The sequence below is a fragment of the Actinoplanes sp. NPDC004185 genome, assembly GCF_053603475.1.
On sequence record NZ_JBSGFR010000031.1, the window covers coordinates 24,498 to 39,819 of the forward strand.

Annotated in this window: 19 protein-coding genes; 9 read left to right on the forward strand and 10 right to left on the reverse strand. The window is 69.8% G+C overall.

All coding sequences use genetic code 11. The features are described from left to right. Positions 1-117 precede the first annotated feature (117 nt). Positions 118-915 (forward strand): FAD-dependent monooxygenase, encoded by a 798-nt coding sequence (locus tag ACWEOZ_RS28555; RefSeq protein WP_451913742.1) that lies wholly within the window; start codon positions 118-120, stop codon positions 913-915. Here the strand turns inward: ACWEOZ_RS28555 and ACWEOZ_RS28560 are convergent. From ACWEOZ_RS28560 to ACWEOZ_RS28575, 4 genes are read right to left on the reverse strand one after another with little or no spacing between them, the layout of a single operon-like run. Next, positions 908-1,570 carry an AraC family transcriptional regulator gene (locus ACWEOZ_RS28560; protein WP_451913743.1) on the reverse strand — a complete coding sequence of 221 codons (663 nt, stop codon included), beginning with the start codon at positions 1,568-1,570 and terminating at the stop codon, positions 908-910. The genes ACWEOZ_RS28555 and ACWEOZ_RS28560 overlap by 8 nt on opposite strands. Before the next feature lie 20 nt (positions 1,571-1,590). Next, the gene (locus tag ACWEOZ_RS28565; protein ID WP_451913744.1) at positions 1,591-2,055 is read right to left on the reverse strand and encodes a DUF3237 domain-containing protein; all 465 of its coding nucleotides are present in this window, start codon (positions 2,053-2,055) and stop codon (positions 1,591-1,593) included. After that, a complete protein-coding gene (locus tag ACWEOZ_RS28570) occupies positions 2,052-2,519 on the reverse strand; it encodes a MarR family winged helix-turn-helix transcriptional regulator (protein ID WP_451913745.1) in 468 nt (155 codons plus the stop codon). The genes ACWEOZ_RS28565 and ACWEOZ_RS28570 overlap by 4 nt, the downstream gene beginning before the upstream one ends. Next, the gene (locus tag ACWEOZ_RS28575; protein WP_451913746.1) at positions 2,516-3,973 is read right to left on the reverse strand and encodes a flavin-dependent oxidoreductase; all 1,458 of its coding nucleotides are present in this window, start codon (positions 3,971-3,973) and stop codon (positions 2,516-2,518) included. Before ACWEOZ_RS28575 ends, ACWEOZ_RS28570 begins: the two co-directional genes overlap by 4 nt. Before the next feature lie 23 nt (positions 3,974-3,996). Here ACWEOZ_RS28575 and ACWEOZ_RS28580 point away from each other — a divergent pair, with 23 nt between their 5' ends. The 5 genes from ACWEOZ_RS28580 (at position 3,997) to ACWEOZ_RS28600 (ending at position 8,746) form a co-directional block, all read left to right on the forward strand. Further along, positions 3,997-4,971, forward strand: coding sequence for an ABC transporter substrate-binding protein (locus ACWEOZ_RS28580; protein WP_451913747.1), 975 nt, complete (start codon positions 3,997-3,999; stop codon positions 4,969-4,971). 6 nt (positions 4,972-4,977) lie between these two features. Next, entirely contained in the window at positions 4,978-5,745 is a 768-nt protein-coding gene (locus ACWEOZ_RS28585; RefSeq protein ID WP_451913748.1) for an ABC transporter permease, read from the forward strand. Then, a complete protein-coding gene (locus ACWEOZ_RS28590) occupies positions 5,742-6,539 on the forward strand; it encodes an ABC transporter permease (protein ID WP_451913749.1) in 798 nt (265 codons plus the stop codon). The genes ACWEOZ_RS28585 and ACWEOZ_RS28590 overlap by 4 nt, the downstream gene beginning before the upstream one ends. Further along, positions 6,532-7,353 carry an ABC transporter ATP-binding protein gene (locus tag ACWEOZ_RS28595; protein ID WP_451913750.1) on the forward strand — a complete coding sequence of 274 codons (822 nt, stop codon included), beginning with the start codon at positions 6,532-6,534 and terminating at the stop codon, positions 7,351-7,353. The genes ACWEOZ_RS28590 and ACWEOZ_RS28595 overlap by 8 nt, the downstream gene beginning before the upstream one ends. A gap of 103 nt (positions 7,354-7,456) precedes the next feature. Beyond that, on the forward strand, positions 7,457-8,746 hold the full coding sequence (locus ACWEOZ_RS28600) for a serine hydrolase domain-containing protein (protein ID WP_451913751.1): 1,290 nt from the start codon (positions 7,457-7,459) through the stop codon (positions 8,744-8,746). Between the two features lie 68 nt (positions 8,747-8,814). Here the strand turns inward: ACWEOZ_RS28600 and ACWEOZ_RS28605 are convergent, their stop codons facing one another. From ACWEOZ_RS28605 to ACWEOZ_RS28625, 5 genes are all read right to left on the reverse strand, one after another. Further along, positions 8,815-9,177, reverse strand: coding sequence for a YciI family protein (locus tag ACWEOZ_RS28605; protein WP_451913752.1), 363 nt, complete (start codon positions 9,175-9,177; stop codon positions 8,815-8,817). Positions 9,178-9,273: 96 nt separating this feature from the next. Next, positions 9,274-9,696, reverse strand: coding sequence for a hypothetical protein (locus ACWEOZ_RS28610; protein WP_451913753.1), 423 nt, complete (start codon positions 9,694-9,696; stop codon positions 9,274-9,276). A 158-nt stretch (positions 9,697-9,854) separates the two neighbouring features. Continuing rightward, positions 9,855-10,412 (reverse strand): NADPH-dependent FMN reductase, encoded by a 558-nt coding sequence (locus ACWEOZ_RS28615; protein ID WP_451913754.1) that lies wholly within the window; start codon positions 10,410-10,412, stop codon positions 9,855-9,857. Further along, complete coding sequence (locus ACWEOZ_RS28620; RefSeq protein WP_451913755.1) at positions 10,409-10,783, reverse strand: SgcJ/EcaC family oxidoreductase; 375 nt, start codon at positions 10,781-10,783, stop codon at positions 10,409-10,411. The genes ACWEOZ_RS28615 and ACWEOZ_RS28620 overlap by 4 nt, the downstream gene beginning before the upstream one ends. Before the next feature lies 1 nt (position 10,784). Next, complete coding sequence (locus tag ACWEOZ_RS28625; RefSeq protein ID WP_451913756.1) at positions 10,785-11,486, reverse strand: SDR family NAD(P)-dependent oxidoreductase; 702 nt, start codon at positions 11,484-11,486, stop codon at positions 10,785-10,787. 142 nt (positions 11,487-11,628) lie between these two features. Between ACWEOZ_RS28625 and ACWEOZ_RS28630 the strand changes: the two genes are divergently transcribed. The 3 genes from ACWEOZ_RS28630 to ACWEOZ_RS28640 all read left to right on the forward strand — a co-directional run bounded on the left by ACWEOZ_RS28630 (position 11,629) and on the right by ACWEOZ_RS28640 (position 14,685). Further along, positions 11,629-12,546 carry a LysR family transcriptional regulator gene (locus ACWEOZ_RS28630; protein ID WP_451913757.1) on the forward strand — a complete coding sequence of 306 codons (918 nt, stop codon included), beginning with the start codon at positions 11,629-11,631 and terminating at the stop codon, positions 12,544-12,546. Positions 12,547-12,834: 288 nt separating this feature from the next. After that, on the forward strand, positions 12,835-13,596 hold the full coding sequence (locus tag ACWEOZ_RS28635) for a polysaccharide deacetylase family protein (protein WP_451913825.1): 762 nt from the start codon (positions 12,835-12,837) through the stop codon (positions 13,594-13,596). A 3-nt stretch (positions 13,597-13,599) separates the two neighbouring features. Then, a complete protein-coding gene (locus ACWEOZ_RS28640; protein ID WP_451913758.1) occupies positions 13,600-14,685 on the forward strand; it encodes an LCP family protein in 1,086 nt (361 codons plus the stop codon). Between the two features lie 82 nt (positions 14,686-14,767). Here the strand turns inward: ACWEOZ_RS28640 and ACWEOZ_RS28645 are convergent, their stop codons facing one another. After that, on the reverse strand, positions 14,768-15,274 hold the full coding sequence (locus ACWEOZ_RS28645; RefSeq protein WP_451913759.1) for a TetR/AcrR family transcriptional regulator: 507 nt from the start codon (positions 15,272-15,274) through the stop codon (positions 14,768-14,770). Positions 15,275-15,322: the final 48 nt, after the last annotated feature.

Below are 15,322 nucleotides of genomic sequence, written 5' to 3' on the forward strand. Positions count from 1 at the left end.
CGGGTTTCCGGTATCCGGTCGTCGATCACCGGTGGTACCCGGCCTGCTGTGCGCTGATAGTGGCTCCATGGTTGAAGGCTGGATGTACGCGGTCCGGCCCTGGAGGTGGCGCGGCGCATGGGCGTGCTGGAGGAGTTGCGCAAGCGGACCACGCGGGTGCGTGGCATGTCGATGGTCGACGACGCGCCGGCACGGTACGACGTCGTGATCGGCGCTGACGGCGCGCACTCGGGCACCCGCCGGCTGGTGTTCGGCCCGGAGCAGCCCTTCCTGCGATACATGGGTGGCTACGTGGCGGTCATGACCGTTCCGAACTTCCTCGGCCTGGACCGCTGGCAGACGTTCCTGATGGGCAGCGGTGACGCCGGCGCCGGCATCATCGGCCTGGACGACAGCGGAACGGCCCGCGCCTACCTCGGGTTCGAGAGCGAGGAACCGGTCGAGTACGACCACCGCGACGAGGACGCCCAGAAGCAGTTGCTGGCCGAGCGGGTCGCCGGGCTGGGCTGGGTGGTCCCGCAGATCGTGGAGCACATGCGCGACGACGCGTCGGGCTTCCACTTCGACGCCCGCATCCAGGTGATCATGGAGCACTGGACGAAGGGACGGGTCGCCCTGGTCGGCGACGCCGGCTACGCGGTCTCGCTCACCACCGGCCAGGGGGCGTCGATGGCGATGGCCGGCGCGTACGTGCTGGCCGGCGAGATCGCCGCCGCGGGCGCCGACCTGGCCGCGGGCGTCGCCCGCTACGAGGACGAGGTCCGTGAGTATGTGCTCCGCAACCAGGCGGCCGCGCGGGAGCTCAACGACCGCAATCACGACGACGACGGGCAGGCCGGGCCCGGCGACTTCACCGACTTCGGCACGCTGGTCGAGGACCTGTCGCTGCAGGACCACCGGATCCGGTTCACCTGATCCCGCGGCGCAGGTCTGCCTGATATCGGCCCGGGGTCTGGCCGACGACCTCGGTGAACGCCTCGATGAAGCTGGTCGGGTTCGACCATCCGCAGGCGATGGCGGTCTCGGTGACCGAGCGGCCGCCGGTGAGATGGATCAGTCCGTGGTGGATCCGCAGGATGGTGCGCCACCGGTGGAAGCTCATGCCGAGCTGGGCGTGGAACAGGCGGCTGAGGGTGCGCTCGCTCGCGCCCACGGCTCGGCCCAGCTTGGCCAAAATGGCATTGTGGCCGGGGTCGGCGTGCAGGCGGTCGGTGACGGCGCGCAGCCGGTCGTCGTCCGGTTGGGGCAGGTGCAGGGACTGCTCGGGGATGTCGACGAGTTCATCGATGGCCACGGCGCGCAACCGGTCGTACGCGCCCGGGCGGGTCTCCGGCCGGTCGGTCAGGGCCAGCAGGACCTCACGGAGCACGGCACTGACAGTGAACACGCTGGGCTGGGCCACCAGCTCCCCGCACAGCTCGACCGGGATCGCGACGAGACGCACGTCGGTCTCGCCGTAGATGCGGTGAGCGTGCCGGAAACCCGGTGGCGTCCAGGTGACCCGGCTGGCCGGTGCCACCCATGTCCCCCGCTCGGTGGTGGTCGCCAGGGCACCGGCCGCCGCGTACACCAGCTGTCCCTGGCCGTGCGCTACGAGACGCGGTAGGCGGCGTACCGCACCCGGTCGGCCTCGCGGATCGCGGACGCGACGAAGACGCTCTGCTCCAGGGCGCCCAGCTCCGGTACCGAGGTCTCCAGTCGCACGCACAGGCGGAAGTAGTAGTCGGACGGGTCGACCGCGTCGCCCCGCAGCAACGCTTCGAGGATCTCCGGACGCCCGCTGCGGACGCCGAACGTACGGATGTAGACGTGGCCGCCGTCGGCGGTGCGCGCCGAATAGCGGGTGTCGATCTCGATCGTCCCGTCGGGGCGGACCAGCTGCCAGTCGGCGCCGCCGGGCAGGATGTCGGCCGCGAAGAGGCCGGTGACCCGGCCGCCGGTGATCGGCACGACCCGCCGGTGCCCGGCGCGGGTCACCCCGTGGTCCTCCAGCGCGCCGAGCTGGGCCTCGACCTCGAACGCGGGCTCCAGACCGGGAACCGCCGGCGCCCTCACGGCACGTCCCCGGTCTGCGTGAGGGCGTCGCGCAGGCGTTCCAACGCGGGCACGGCGGCGGCCAGGGCTGCCCGGTCTCCTTCCGGCAGGGTGGCCACCGCGCGGGCGACCAGGTTTCCGCTGGCCAGGTCGAAGCGGTCGAACAGGTCGAGAGCCTTCGCGGTGGCGACGACGTCGACGTGACGGTTGCTGCCGGGACGGGGGCGGCGCTCGACGAGACCGTTGGCCTCCATGGCGGTGAGGAGATTGCTGACCGTCGAGCGGCTCAGCCGGAGTCGTTCGGCGAGTTCGCCGGGAGCGGCCACCGCGCCCCGGGGCAGCGCCCGGATGATCTCGATCTGCGCGTCCGGGATCTCCGGCAGGTGCTCCGCGGCCCGGGCGGCGGCGAGCAGCGTCCGGCGCAGCGGCGAGATCACCGACGCCAGCCGGGCCGCGTCCAGCTCGATTGCTTCCTGGGAGGTCACGGCAGAATGCCCGAGAACACTGTCGGCGTCAGGGAGGCGCGTTCGTTGAGGGCCGAGGGGAGAAAGCCCGCCGCTTTCTTGTACCCGGTGGCGATCTCGGTGAGCTCGTCCGGCGGGATGACGTCGTGGATGTGGCCGAAGCCGGCCGGCGCGCGCTCGTGGGCGAGCACCATCACGTGCTCCGGGCCTTGTCGCCGGTTGCTCAGCACCAGCGCGGTGGTCGCCGGACGCCGGTCGGCCTCGTAGGCGTCGAGCGCCTGCCGGACCGTCGGCGCGGTGGCGAGGTGGAAGGCGAGTGTCCGGGCGTCCAGGATCGCCTGCGATGCTCCGTTGGAGCCGTTCGGATACATCGGATGCGCCGCGTCCCCCAGGAGCGTCGTGTTGTCGTGGGTCCACCTGTCTATCGGATCCCGGTCCACCATGGGGTATTCGAGGATCTCGTCGGTGGCGCCCAGCAGTGCCGGCACATCGAGCCAGGGGAAACGCCACCCCTGGAAGAGCGAGATGACCGGTGCGGGATCGACCGGCTGATTCCAGTCAGCGTCCGTGCCGGCGAAACCGGGACCACGTCGCTCCGCGACGACATTGATCAGATCAGGACCGATCGGGTACGCGACGAACTTCTGGTCCCCGTCCCCTGCCATGATCATGGTTCGCCCGTCCAGGAATCCGGGCGCCCGTGCCGTCCCGCGCCACAGGGTGAGCCCGTTCCAGACCGGCGCTCCCTCGCCGGGCTGATGGTGCCGGCGCAGCGCCGAGTGGATGCCGTCCGCCCCGACGATCAGATCGCCCTCGACGCCCACCTCTCCGGCTGCCGTCTCGAAACGCGCGACGCCGTTGCTGACGCTGACGAGCCGGTGCCCGGTGCGCACCGCGTCGCCCCCCAGCCGTTCCCGCACCACCGCGAGAAGTTCCATCTGGAACCGGCCGCGGTGCACGGAAAGCTGCGGCCAGCGATATCCGGCGGCCAGGCCGCGCGGCTCGCTCCAGATGGGCTGGCCGTGCCGGTTGTAGTAGGCCAGCGTGCCGGGCGCGACGCCCAGCCTTTCCACGCGTTCGCCCAGGCCCAGCTCGGTGAGCTCACGGACGGCGTGCGGAAGCAGGTTGATCCCGACGCCGAGCGGGCCCAGCGCGGCCGCGCGCTCATAGACGGCGATGTCGCGGAATCCGGCCCGGTGCAGGCTGAGCGCGGCGGTGAGGCCACCGATCCCGGCGCCCGCGATCACGATCGCCACGTCGTCGCTCCTTTCGCCACACCCACCAATGGCACAGTTTTGTGACAAAAGTGTCGCCGCGTCAAGGGTTTCCCGCAACAAATTCGGCGCTCCCGTAATCACCATGCCGAGGACCGAAATACATTCTTGACAATCGATGCCTTCTGCCTGACGCTGATCAGCGCGAGCCCCCCGGCGCCAGCGCCGCGCCGGCCACGTCGACTTCTCCGGGTGTGCCAACGTCGCCCACGGAAGGGCCCGTCATGAAGAAGATCACCGCCCTCGCTGCCCTCGCCGGCATCGTGATCGCCCTGACCGGGTGCACGGATTCCGATGCCACCACTCCGCCTTCCGACGCCGGCGCCGGACTGCGCAAGGTCCGCGTGGCGGCCCTGCCCATCAGTGAGACCGCCGCGCTGTGGGCCGGCATCAAGGCCGGCACCTTCCGCAAACAAGGACTCGACGTGGAGGTCCTGCCCGCCCAGGGTGGCGCGCAGGCCATTCCGGCGCTGATCAACGGGGACATCGATTTCGCCATCGGTCAGCCGTTCGGACCGTTCCGGGCCGATCTGCAGAACCTCGGTGTCGTGATCGTCGGCAACTACGCATCGTCCTATGCCGACGGTGATGACATCAATGCGGTGATGGCGTCGGCGAAATCCGGCATCACCCGACCGGCTCAGCTCGCGGGACGCAAGGTTTCCGTCAACAGCCTCGGCGCGGCCGGCGATGTCACGATCATGGCCGCCGTCGAGGAGGACGGCGGCGACCCGGCCAAGGTCAAATTCGTCGAGGTTGCTTTCCCGGACGCCCCGGCCCAGCTCGAGGCCGGCACCATCGACGCCGCGTGGGTGACCGAACCGTTCATCACCCAGCTCCGCAAGCGCGGCGACAAGCTTGTGGTCGCGCCGTACCAGGCGACGATCCCCGGCCTCGCGACCCTCACCACGATCACGTCGAGCAAGCTGCGAGATTCCGACGCCGCGCTGGTCGCGAAGTTCTCCACGGCCATGAAGGAAACGCTCACCTGGGCCGGTGACCCGGCCAACGAGGCGAGCCTTCGCCAGGCCGTCAAGGACAACCTCAAGCTGCCGGACGTGGTCGCGGATTCGGTACGGCTGCCGGCCTTCGGCTGGCAGCTCGACCGGGCCGGCCTGGAGCAACTGGCGACCCTGGCCCGCAAGTACGGCGTACTCGAACGGCAGCCCGACTTCGACCGCCTCATCCAGCAGCAGTAGCCGGCCGTGCGCAAGGTTCTGCTGGGCGCCCTCGGCCTGCTCGGGTTCGCCGTCGTCTGGCACCTGATCCCGGCGCTGGGACTGGTGGATCCGCAGTACCTGCCGTACCCCACCGACGTGGTCGCCTGGCTGTTCGAGGAGCTCCGTGACCTGGCGTTCTGGCGGCGGCTCAGACTCACCATGACGTCGTGGGCGGTCGGTCTGGCGGTGGCGACGCTCGCCGCGGTCGTCCTGGGCACGGCGGTCGGGATGGTGCCGTTCCTGCGTCGCGCGACGCACACGATGGTCGAGTTCCTGCGGCCCGTACCGTCGGTCGCGCTGATCCCCCTGGCCGTCCTGATGTTCGGCCTGCAGATGCGCGCCGCCCTCGTCATCATCGTCTACGCCGCGTTCTGGCAGGTTTTCGTGCAGGTGATCCACGGTGTCGCCGACGTCGACACCGTGGCGCGGGACACCGCCCGGAGTTTCGGCCTCACCCGTCGCGAGCGGCTGCGCTACCTGATCCTGCCGACCGCTCTGCCGTACCTGATGACCGGCCTGCGCCTCGCCGCGGCGGTGGCCCTCATCCTGGCCGTCACCGCGGAGATGGTGATCGGCAATCCCGGCATCGGGCGCTCGATCGAGCTCTCCCGCTCCGCGGGAGACGCTGTCGGCCTGTACGGCCTGGTCGTGGTCACCGGGATGCTGGGTCTCCTGGTGAACGTCGTGTTCCGCTTCGTCGAACGCCGATCGCTGACCTGGCACCAGTCGGTGCGCTCGGAGGAGATCCGATGACCATACGTCCCCGCGGCCCCGGGGCCAGGACCGCCGCGAACCTCCTGTTCGCCCTCGGGCTTCCCTTCCTGACCGTGGTGCTCTGGGGAATCTGGTCCACCACCTCGACGAACCGGTTCTTCGTCGGCCCACGCCCGATCCTCGACGCGTTCCGGCAGGTCTGGATCGGCCCGGCGTTCGTCGACGACGTCCTGCCGAGCCTGTACCGGCTCGCCCTCGGCATCGTGGCATCGATCGTTCTGGGCGTCGCCGCCGGCATCACGATCGGCCGGTTCCGCCGGCTGCGCGAAACCCTCGAGCCACTGCTGGAGTTCTTCCGGGCGATTCCGCCGCCGGTGCTCATTCCGGTGGCGATGCTCCTGCTCGGCATCACCGACACGATGAAGGTGGTCGTCATCGTGTCCGGTGCGGTCTGGCCGATCCTGTTGAACACCGTCGAGGGCGTCCGGGCGATCGACAGCGTGATGGTGGAAACCGCGGACTCGTTCCGGATCGCCCGCTGGGAACGTCTGTGGTTGCTGGTGCTCCCGGCGGCCGGTCCGCGCATCATGACCGGCGTCCGGCAAGCGCTCTCGGTGGCCCTGATCCTCATGGTCATCTCGGAGATGTTCGCGTCGTCCTCCGGTCTCGGTTACCGGATCGCCTACTTCCAGCGGAACTACCTCATCGCCGAGATGTGGAGCGGCATCCTCCTGCTCGGTCTCATCGGCCTCGCCCTCGCCGTGCTCTTCGGTCTCGCCGAGCGCCACCTCCTGCGCTGGTACCACGGAATGAAGGAGATCACCCGTGCCTGACCGGAGCCCCCTGCTGAGGGTCGAGCACCTGCGGAAGGTCTATGCCACCGCCACGGGCGACGTCGAGGCGATCGGGGATCTCAGTTTCACGATGGGGCACGGCGAGCTGGTGTGCATCGTCGGGCCCTCCGGGTGCGGAAAGACCACGCTCCTGAAATGCCTGGCCGGATTGCTCCGGCCGACGAGCGGCCTCGTGGAGATGGACGGATCGCCGGTGACGGGTCCGAGCCCGGCCATGGCCGTGGTCTTTCAGGAGTACGGCCGCAGCCTCTACCCGTGGCTGACGGTCCGGGGCAACGTCGAACTTCCGTTGCGCCACAAGAAGCTCGCCCGGGCCGCACGCGACCGGATAGTCACCGACGCCCTCGAGGCGGTCGGGCTGCCGGAGGCGACGCGGAGCCATCCGTGGCAGCTCTCCGGCGGAATGCAGCAACGCGTGGCGATCGCCCGGGCCATCGCGTACCAGCCCGAAGTGCTGATCATGGACGAGCCCTTCGCGGCGGTGGATGCCCAGACCCGGGCCGACCTGGAGGATCTCGTCCGCGAACTGCACGCGACCCGCGGGATCTCGACGGTCTTCGTGACGCACGACATCGACGAGTCGGTGTATCTGGGCCGGCGCGTCCTCGTCCTGTCGAACTCACCGACCCGGGTGCAGGAGGACCTCGTGATCGACCTCCCGGCGGAGCGGGATCAGCTCACCACGCGGGCCCTGCCGCGGTTCACCCAGCTGCGAACCCACGTCTACGAGCAGATTCAACGGGCCAAGCGCGGCCCGGCCGCGGCCCCCCGATCGGCGGCGTCTACGGCATGAACTTCAGTCACATGCCGAGTTGAACCACGGTGACCTGGGCTGTTCCGTAGCGTTCGGTATACGGAGAGCGACCGCCCTCCGGTATCCATCACGGGGGACGACCATGAACAGCGCTGGATCCTGGTACCTTCCCCGCCTGCTCGGAGCAGGCCTGGCCGTCGTAACGGCGTTGGCCACCCACGCCCCACCGGCCACCGCCTCCCCCGCACGCACCGTCACCGATGCCGGACCGGCGGATGTGGTGCAGCGCGATGTCGACCTGATCCAGGCCATCGGCACCAGCGGCGTTCTCGCCGAGACCATCGCCGACACCACCGTCACCCGGGCCCGGGCCGGCGTCGCCCGGCTCGGCACGACCACCCCGGTGGACTGGAACTCCCACTTCCGGATCGGCAGCACCACCAAGACATTCGTCTCGACCGTTGTCCTGCAACTGACCGCCGAGGGCCGGCTGTCGCTGACCGACACGGTCGACCGGTGGCTGCCGGGACTGGTTCAAGGCCGAGGCAACAACGGCGACAGCATCACCGTGCGCCACCTTCTGCAACACACCTCGGGCCTGTACGACTACACCGAGGACGACGCCTTCTTCGGCTCGCTGATGACCCCGGAGGCCTTCGCCCAGCACCGCTTCGACACCTACACCGCAAAACAGCTCGTCGCTCTGGCCATGAACCATGCCCCCAACTTCGCCGCCGGCGCGCGCTGGGAATACTCCAACACCAACTTCATCCTGGCCGGTCTGATCATCGAGGCCGTCACCGGCGAACCGTGGGCCGCCCAGATCCGCAAGCGGATCATCACACCGCTGCGGCTGACCGGGACCAGCGAGCCGGGCACCGACCCGGCGATGCCGGCCCCGGCACCCAACGGCTACCAGCTGTACGGCACCGACGGCGTCTACACCGACACCACCCAGCACAACATGACCTGGGGTGGCTCCGCCGGCTCGCTGATCTCCACGCCGCACGACATCAACACGTTCCTGCGCGCCCTCATGACCGGCAAACTCCTCGACCCGAGGCAACTGACCGCCATGACGACCACCGTGCCGATGGGTAAGGCTTACGAGGCCATCTGGCCCGGCGCCGCCTACGGCCTCGGCATCTTCCGCACGGATCTGCCCTGCGGCGGGTTCTACTGGCACCACGGCGGCGACGTGATCGGCTACTCCGACACCAACGGCGTCACCCCCGACGGCCGGCGCAGCGCCATGGTCGCCTCATCCACGAACACGTTCACCGACCCGGTCTTCGCCGACAAGGCCATCGCCAGCAACAACCAACTCGTCCGGCACGCCCTCTGCGGCACCGACACCGGCCCGGTCGCTGCCGCCGGAACCCACCCCCGCCCGCTCACCGGCCCCAGCCCCCGACACGCCACACCCCGATAACCGAAGCTGGCCGCCCTCGCCGCCGCCGACCACCTCTCGGCGTGAACCTCAGCCGGCGAGTGACGAACTCATCCCTGCAAGACGCGCGGCGGCTTGAACCGGCGAACCTCTTGCGGCCAGCCACAGGCCTCCGCGATCTTGCCGGCCCACATCCGGGCGGTCGCCTCATCCGGCACATCCACGATGGTCAGGCCGCCCAGGAACTCCTTGCTCTCGACATAAGGCCCGTCGGCGAAGACCACCTCACCGCTGGTGGCGTCGGCGCTGAAGACCGGGCCGTCCTCTTCCTCCAGGCCCCCGGCGAAGACGAACGCCCCGGCCGCCTTGGTCTCATCGACAACCGCCCGGGCGAGTGGACCGCGCGCGCGGAACCACTCCTCGGTGTGGTCACCCACCCACTGCTGATTGAAGTAGATGAGGTATTCAGGCATGTTCGCTCCCTCAGATCGTCCGGACCCGACGTCCGTATCTGCCTACCCCACGAACGGCCTCCGGCCGATCCGACACTCCCCAGCTTGATTTCTGCGTCAGGACCAGGAGCCGGGGAAAAGTGGTGGGGCGGTCCGGTCCGTAGCGGTCATGAACAGGAGGAACGGCAGACCGTACAGGGCCGCGGCGCCCAGCACCATCGCAGTGAGGAACGCGGCCTTGCGCCGCAGCGGCAGCCCCTGGGCCGCCCGGAACCGCCGCCATTGCCTGCGGTTGAAGAAGAACGAGATCGTCAGCAGAATCCCGGCCAGCACCACAATCTCGGCCACTGCGAAGGTCGCCCCGTCCGACCCGTACGGCGCGACGACCTCATCGCCGCGGACCGCCCGCACGTAATAGGTGAGGGTGTCGGCGATCCCGAGCGGCAGGATCATGAGGTAGCCGATCACGAGATTTCCGGCCGCCCACGCCGGCGCCACCAGCGCACGGCGCGGCCGGCGGTCATCCGGCGCAATGGTCAAGGCGTCCTCCCCGTTGGCCGCGATGCTCCCTTTGTCCGGATCGCTCTGCCGCAGACCTTCAACACAGTAGACACCGGCCGCAGCTCCGATCGGCGCCGTGACCGCCGGCCCGTCACAGTGCCGCGCGTCGCGGCACTGTGACAAGGACCGGCTCTGCCTTACTTGCGCAGCGGCTCGAGGGCAGTGCTCCAGGCCACCACCTGATCCAGCAAGGTGGTGAGCTGGGGCTCCTGGTTGGGCCGGGGCTTGAAGACTGTGTAGTTCTCGAACTCGGTGGACAGGGAGAGGGCGACCTGCTGGCGTACGTCGGCGATCTGCAGCTCGCCGGCGATGAGCCGCAGCTGTTCCGCGGCCCGGGCGCCGCCGACCGAGCCGTAGGAGACAAAGCCGGCGGCTTTGTTGTTCCACTCGGCGTACAGGTAGTCGATGGCGTTCTTCAGCACGCCCGAGGTGCTGTGGTTGTACTCCGGCGTGACGAAGACGAAGCCGTCGAACGAGGCGATCTTCGCGGCCCACTCCTTGGTGTGGTCGTTGCGGTACTGGCCCATCGACGGCGGGACCGGCTCGTCGAGGTGCGGCAGCGGGAAGTCGCGCAGGTCGACCAGTTCGAACTCGGCGTCGGTGCGCTGCTTGGCGACGTCGAGCACCCAGCGGGCGACCTGCTCGCCGTTGCGGTTGGGGCGGGTGCTGCCGAGGATGATGCCGATGCGGGTCATGACGGGGTGCCCTCCTTGGCGGGAATCCGTGGTGAGACGTGGTAGTGGGCGAACCGCCAGGCGCCGTCGACCCGGCGCGCCACGACGGTGAGATCGACCGCGATCGGCGGCCGGTCGACGAACGTGAAGTCGGCCGCGACCCAGCCCAGCACGACGTCGTCGGCGAGCTCGCGGGTCTGCCGGATCCGGTAGGCCACGGTCATCCCGGCCGGCTGCGCGGCGTAGTACTCCTTCACCCCGGCCCGCCCGATGCTGTACGGGTGCAGGCCCTGGAAGACGGCGTCCTCGGCGAAGAGGTCGGCCACCCGCTCGGGGTGGTGGCCGTCGATCGCCTGCTGCCAGGCGTCGAGCAGGTTCGACAGGATCGTCATGTCAGTGCCCCGCACTCTGGCCGCCGTCGACGTGCAGGATCTCGCCGGTGACGAACGGGGCGTTCTCGAGGAAGACGATGGCGTCGGTGACGTCGCTGATCTCGCCGAGCCGGCCGACGGGGTGCAGGCCGGCCAGGAACTCGTGGGTCTCGGCCGGGTGCATGGGGGTCGCGATGACGCCGGGCGAGACCGCGTTGAAGCGGATGCCGCGGGTCGCGTACTCGATGGCCAGCGCCTTGGTCGCGGAGTTGAGGCCGCCCTTGGTGAGCGAGGCGAGTGCGGCCGGCAGGCTGCTGTTGGCGTGGTCGGTCAGGCTGGTGGTGACCGTGACCACGTGCCCACCGCCCTGGTCCAGCATCGCCGCGACGGCTGCCTGGGTGACGGCGACGAAGCCCCGCAGGTTGATCCCGGTGACCTGGTCGAAGTCGTCGGCCGTGTAGTCGGCGAACGGCTTGGCGATGAAGATGCCGGCGTTGTTGACCAGCGTGTCGATGCGGCCGAACTCGGCCAGGCCGGCCTCGACGACCCGGGCGCCGACCGCCGGATCGGCGATGTCGCCCGGCACGGTGAGCACCCCCGGATCACCGGACGGCGTGATCCCGCGTGAGTTGGCGACCACGTGGTAGCCGAGCTTGCGGTAGGCGGAGACGGTGGCGGCGCCGATGCCCTGCGAGGCTCCGGTGACGACAGCAACCTTGGTCATGATGCTCCTTCAGGCTGAGGTGAACCTGATCCGGCTCCGGTGAACCGGATCTGGCTGAAGCATCGGTCGGGATCCGCCGGTTGCCACGACTGACTTCCTCCCGGCTGGGAGGCTCCGCCTATCAGGCGTTTATGCTGCGCGGATGGAGCTTCGTCAGCTTCGCTACTTCGTCGCGGTCGCCGAGGAGCTCAGCTTCGCCCGGGCCGCGGACCGGTTGCGGATCGCCGGGCCGTCGCTGTCGCAGCAGATCAAGGCGCTGGAGCGCGACCTGGGCACGCGGCTCTTCGACCGCGACCGGCGCTCGGTCGCGCTGACCGCGGCGGGCACGGTGCTGCTCCCCCGGACCCGGGCGCTGCTCGAGCAGGCCGACGACCTCAGGCGTACGGCGTCAGGATTGTCATCGTCCGAGCCGGTGCGCCTCGGCTACGTCAACTGGCGTCCACCCGACCTGGAACAACGCGCCGCCGGCACCGCCCAGCTGCTGGTCGACGCCTGGGTCCTGCCGTCCCACGCGCAGGCGGCCCGGGTCGTCGACGGCAGCATCGACCTCGCGATCTGCTGGGTGCCCAGCACGACGGTGCGCGACGACGACCTCGACGCCCGCCTCCTCGGCGCCGACCGCCTGTACGCGGTGAGCACCGGCACCTCGGCCGAACCGGTCCGGGCCCGCGACACCGTGGTGCTCATCGACGCCGACGAGGTCAGCTGGTCGTCGTGGAACCGCTGGGCCGAGGCGCTGGCCGAGGAGACCGGCGCCCGGGCGGTGGCCATCTCGGACGGCGGCGTCACCGGTCCGGCGTTCTTCGACCACGTCCGCCGCCTGCGCCGGCCGGTGGTGAACTGCCCCAAGGGCCAGACCACCCCGGTGCCGGCCGACCTGGTCGCCCGCCCCATCACGCGGCCGGCGCCGTACTGGACGTGGTCGCTGGTCTCCCGCCGCACCGAACAGCGAACCGCGGTGCGAGCACTCGTCGCGGCGCTGACCCGCTCGGTGGACGGGTGCGGCCTCGACAGCCCCGACGCCTGGGTGCCACCGGACGACCCGTACCGCGTCAGCTGAACTCTCGCAGGAAGATCGCAGAATCGTCCTGCGCTGCTGTCTCGATGCCGTACTGCACCATCGAGTGCAGCGTCACGGCGGTCAGATCGTCGCGTACGCGCGTCCGGAGAATGCCGCGAGCGAACGCCCGATCTCGTCGAGGGCGCCGGGCAACCGGTGCGAACCGGATGTTCGTCCCCTCATCAGTTCCTGACATCTCGTCAGCACACTTTGATACTCCGCGATCGAACCGCCGCTTCCACTGCGGCGACCGCGCGGGCGGAGGTGATGTCGATGACGCAACAACGGATGACCAGCAGGCGGTTGTTTCTCGCCCTGGGCGGCCTGTCCCTGCTCAGCGCGTGCGCCGAGCCCCAGCCGGAACCGCCCGCGCTCCCTCCGGTCGCGGTTCGGCCATCGCCGGAACCACCAGCACCCTCCGCGACGGGACTGCCTCGCACTCCGGTTCAGAAAAAACCCCGGTACGTCGTACCGGTCAGGTCGGCGGACAAGGGCTCGCGCGTCGTGGCGCTCACCTTCGACGACGGCCCGGATCCGGCGTACACACCGCAGGTCCTCCGGCTCCTGCGCAAGCACCACGTCAAGGCCACCTTCTTCGTGATCGGGCAGCAGGCCTCCGCTCACCCCGGCCTGGTGCGGTCCATCGTCGACGACGGGCACACGATCGGTACGCACACCTGGTCGCACGCGGACGTCAGCCGGTTGACCGCCGGACGCGTCCGGACCGAGGTCGGACGGGCCGTGGACACCGTGGCCACGACGGTGGGCCGGATACCCACGCTCTTCCGGGCCCCGTACGGAAGTTGGTCGCGCACGGTCTTCGAGGTGTGCGCGACCCTCGGGCAGACCTCGATCGCGTGGGACGTCGACCCGCGTGACTGGGACAATCCCGGTGCGGGCCGAATCCGGGCGAAAATCCTGGACCAGGTCGGCAACCGGTCGATCGTGCTCACCCACGACGGCGGCGGCGACCGGTCGCAGACCGTACGGGCGCTGCGCAGCGTCCTGCCTGTTCTCATCGATGGCGGCTACCGATTCGTGGGGGTGTGAGCCATGGCCGGACGACTTTCTCCGCGACGTCGCTGGGGCCTGGTGCTCGCCGCCGTACTTGCCGTGCTCGTCGCCGGATCGGTGGCCGGCGTGATCGGGATGCGGACGATCTCCAGCCGCTACGAGGACGCGGTCGGCCGCGCCGACCTGCTGCCTCCCGCACCGGCTCCCTCGGCGGGCGCCCCGACCGAGCCACCCAAGGTCCGGGGACCGCTGAACCTGCTGCTCATCGGTTCGGACAGCCGCACGAAAGGCGAACCCGGTGACGGGCGCAGCGACGTCGTCATCCTCGTCCACATCCCCGCGAAGGCCGGCAAGGCGTACGTGATCTCCATCCCGCGCGACACGTACCTGCCGATCGCCACCGCCGACGGCGAGCGCGGGTCCCGGAACAAGGTCAACGCGGCCTTCGCCTGGGGTGGCGCGCCCCGGCTCGTCCAGACCCTCAACATATTCGGCGGTATGACCATCGACTGGCCGGTCATCGTGGACTTCGCCGGCATACGCAAGATCACTGATCTGGTCGGTGGCGTCGACGTCACCATCGACAAGAAGAGCGTCGACTCCTACCGCTTCCTGCCCGAGAACAGCCCGTACCCGTCGGCACCGTGCACCGACCCACAGGGCCGGGCCCGGCACTGCGTCGCCTTCCCCGCCGGCAAGGTGCACCTCGACGGCAAACTCGCCGAGTACTACGTACGACAGCGCCGCGGCCTGCCCAGCGACGACCTCGACCGGTCCCGGCGACACCAGCAGTACCTGCGGGCGCTGGCCGAGAAGACGGCCGGCCAGGACCTGCTCACCGACCCGCGGAAGCTGGACCGGCTGGTGCGTACCGCGGCGGGCATGCTCATCGTGGACCGGCGGATGCCGGTGCAACGCCTCGCGTTCACGCTTCGCCACCTGCACGCCCAGGACCTCACGTTCATGACGCTGCCGATCGCGGAGAACCGGGACGTACCGGGAATCGGCTCGGTGATGGTGCCCGACTCGGCACGCTGCCGCGAACTGTTCGCCGCACTGCGCGGCGGGCGGCTTGATGACTATGTGCGAGAGCACCCGCCCAACGACGTACGGCACGGTCGCTGAATGGCCGGAGGCACCGTGAGCGAGCCTTCTGTCCGGCTGCGCCCAGTGGCCGAGGACGAACAGAAGTCTCGGACCGCGCGGTTCAGGGGGTATGCCGGAGGCCGTCCATCAGGATGGTCAGCAGGCGGGCCGCTCTCGCTTCGTGCTGGTGCGGGTGGGCCACGGTGAAGATGCCGATGAGGCCGGCCGCGACGTCCTCGGCCGTGACGTCGGCGCGGAGTTCGCCCGTCTCCCGGCCGGCCTCGAGGATCGCGTCGATGGCCGCGAACAGTTCGGTCTGGGTCCGGGCGTGGGCGATCTCGCCCGACTCGATCATGGCGAGCAGCGTGTCGAGCATGCCGTTCTTGGTGGCGATCCAGTCCCCGAACAGCTCGGCCCAGCGTCGTAGCGCCGCGGGCGGTGGCAGCTCGGCGAGCAGCTCGCGGGCGCCGTCGGTGAGCCGCGCTACCTGGTCCCGGTAGACCGCGTCGACCAGTGCCTCGCGCGTCGGGAAGTGCCGGTAGAGCGTGGCGATGCCGACCCCGGCCTCCTGGGCGATGGCGCGCATCGACGGCTCGGTGCCGGCCGTGGCGAAGGATCGGGTGGCCACGGCCAGCAACTGGTCGCGATTGCGGCTCGCGTCCGACCGTGGTCTACG

Coding starts and splice junctions, on each gene's coding strand:
- ACWEOZ_RS28625 (WP_451913756.1), bottom strand. CDS start 11,486: ATGACCAAGGTTGCTGTCGTCACCGGAGCCTCGCAGGGCATCGGCGCC.
- ACWEOZ_RS28640 (WP_451913758.1), top strand. CDS start 13,600: ATGGCCGGACGACTTTCTCCGCGACGTCGCTGGGGCCTGGTGCTCGCC.
- ACWEOZ_RS28590 (WP_451913749.1), top strand. CDS start 5,742: ATGACCATACGTCCCCGCGGCCCCGGGGCCAGGACCGCCGCGAACCTC.
- ACWEOZ_RS28635 (WP_451913825.1), top strand. CDS start 12,835: ATGACCAGCAGGCGGTTGTTTCTCGCCCTGGGCGGCCTGTCCCTGCTC.
- ACWEOZ_RS28605 (WP_451913752.1), bottom strand. CDS start 9,177: ATGCCTGAATACCTCATCTACTTCAATCAGCAGTGGGTGGGTGACCAC.
- ACWEOZ_RS28600 (WP_451913751.1), top strand. CDS start 7,457: ATGAACAGCGCTGGATCCTGGTACCTTCCCCGCCTGCTCGGAGCAGGC.
- ACWEOZ_RS28620 (WP_451913755.1), bottom strand. CDS start 10,783: ATGACGATCCTGTCGAACCTGCTCGACGCCTGGCAGCAGGCGATCGAC.
- ACWEOZ_RS28580 (WP_451913747.1), top strand. CDS start 3,997: ATGAAGAAGATCACCGCCCTCGCTGCCCTCGCCGGCATCGTGATCGCC.
- ACWEOZ_RS28555 (WP_451913742.1), top strand. CDS start 118: ATGGGCGTGCTGGAGGAGTTGCGCAAGCGGACCACGCGGGTGCGTGGC.
- ACWEOZ_RS28630 (WP_451913757.1), top strand. CDS start 11,629: ATGGAGCTTCGTCAGCTTCGCTACTTCGTCGCGGTCGCCGAGGAGCTC.
- ACWEOZ_RS28615 (WP_451913754.1), bottom strand. CDS start 10,412: ATGACCCGCATCGGCATCATCCTCGGCAGCACCCGCCCCAACCGCAAC.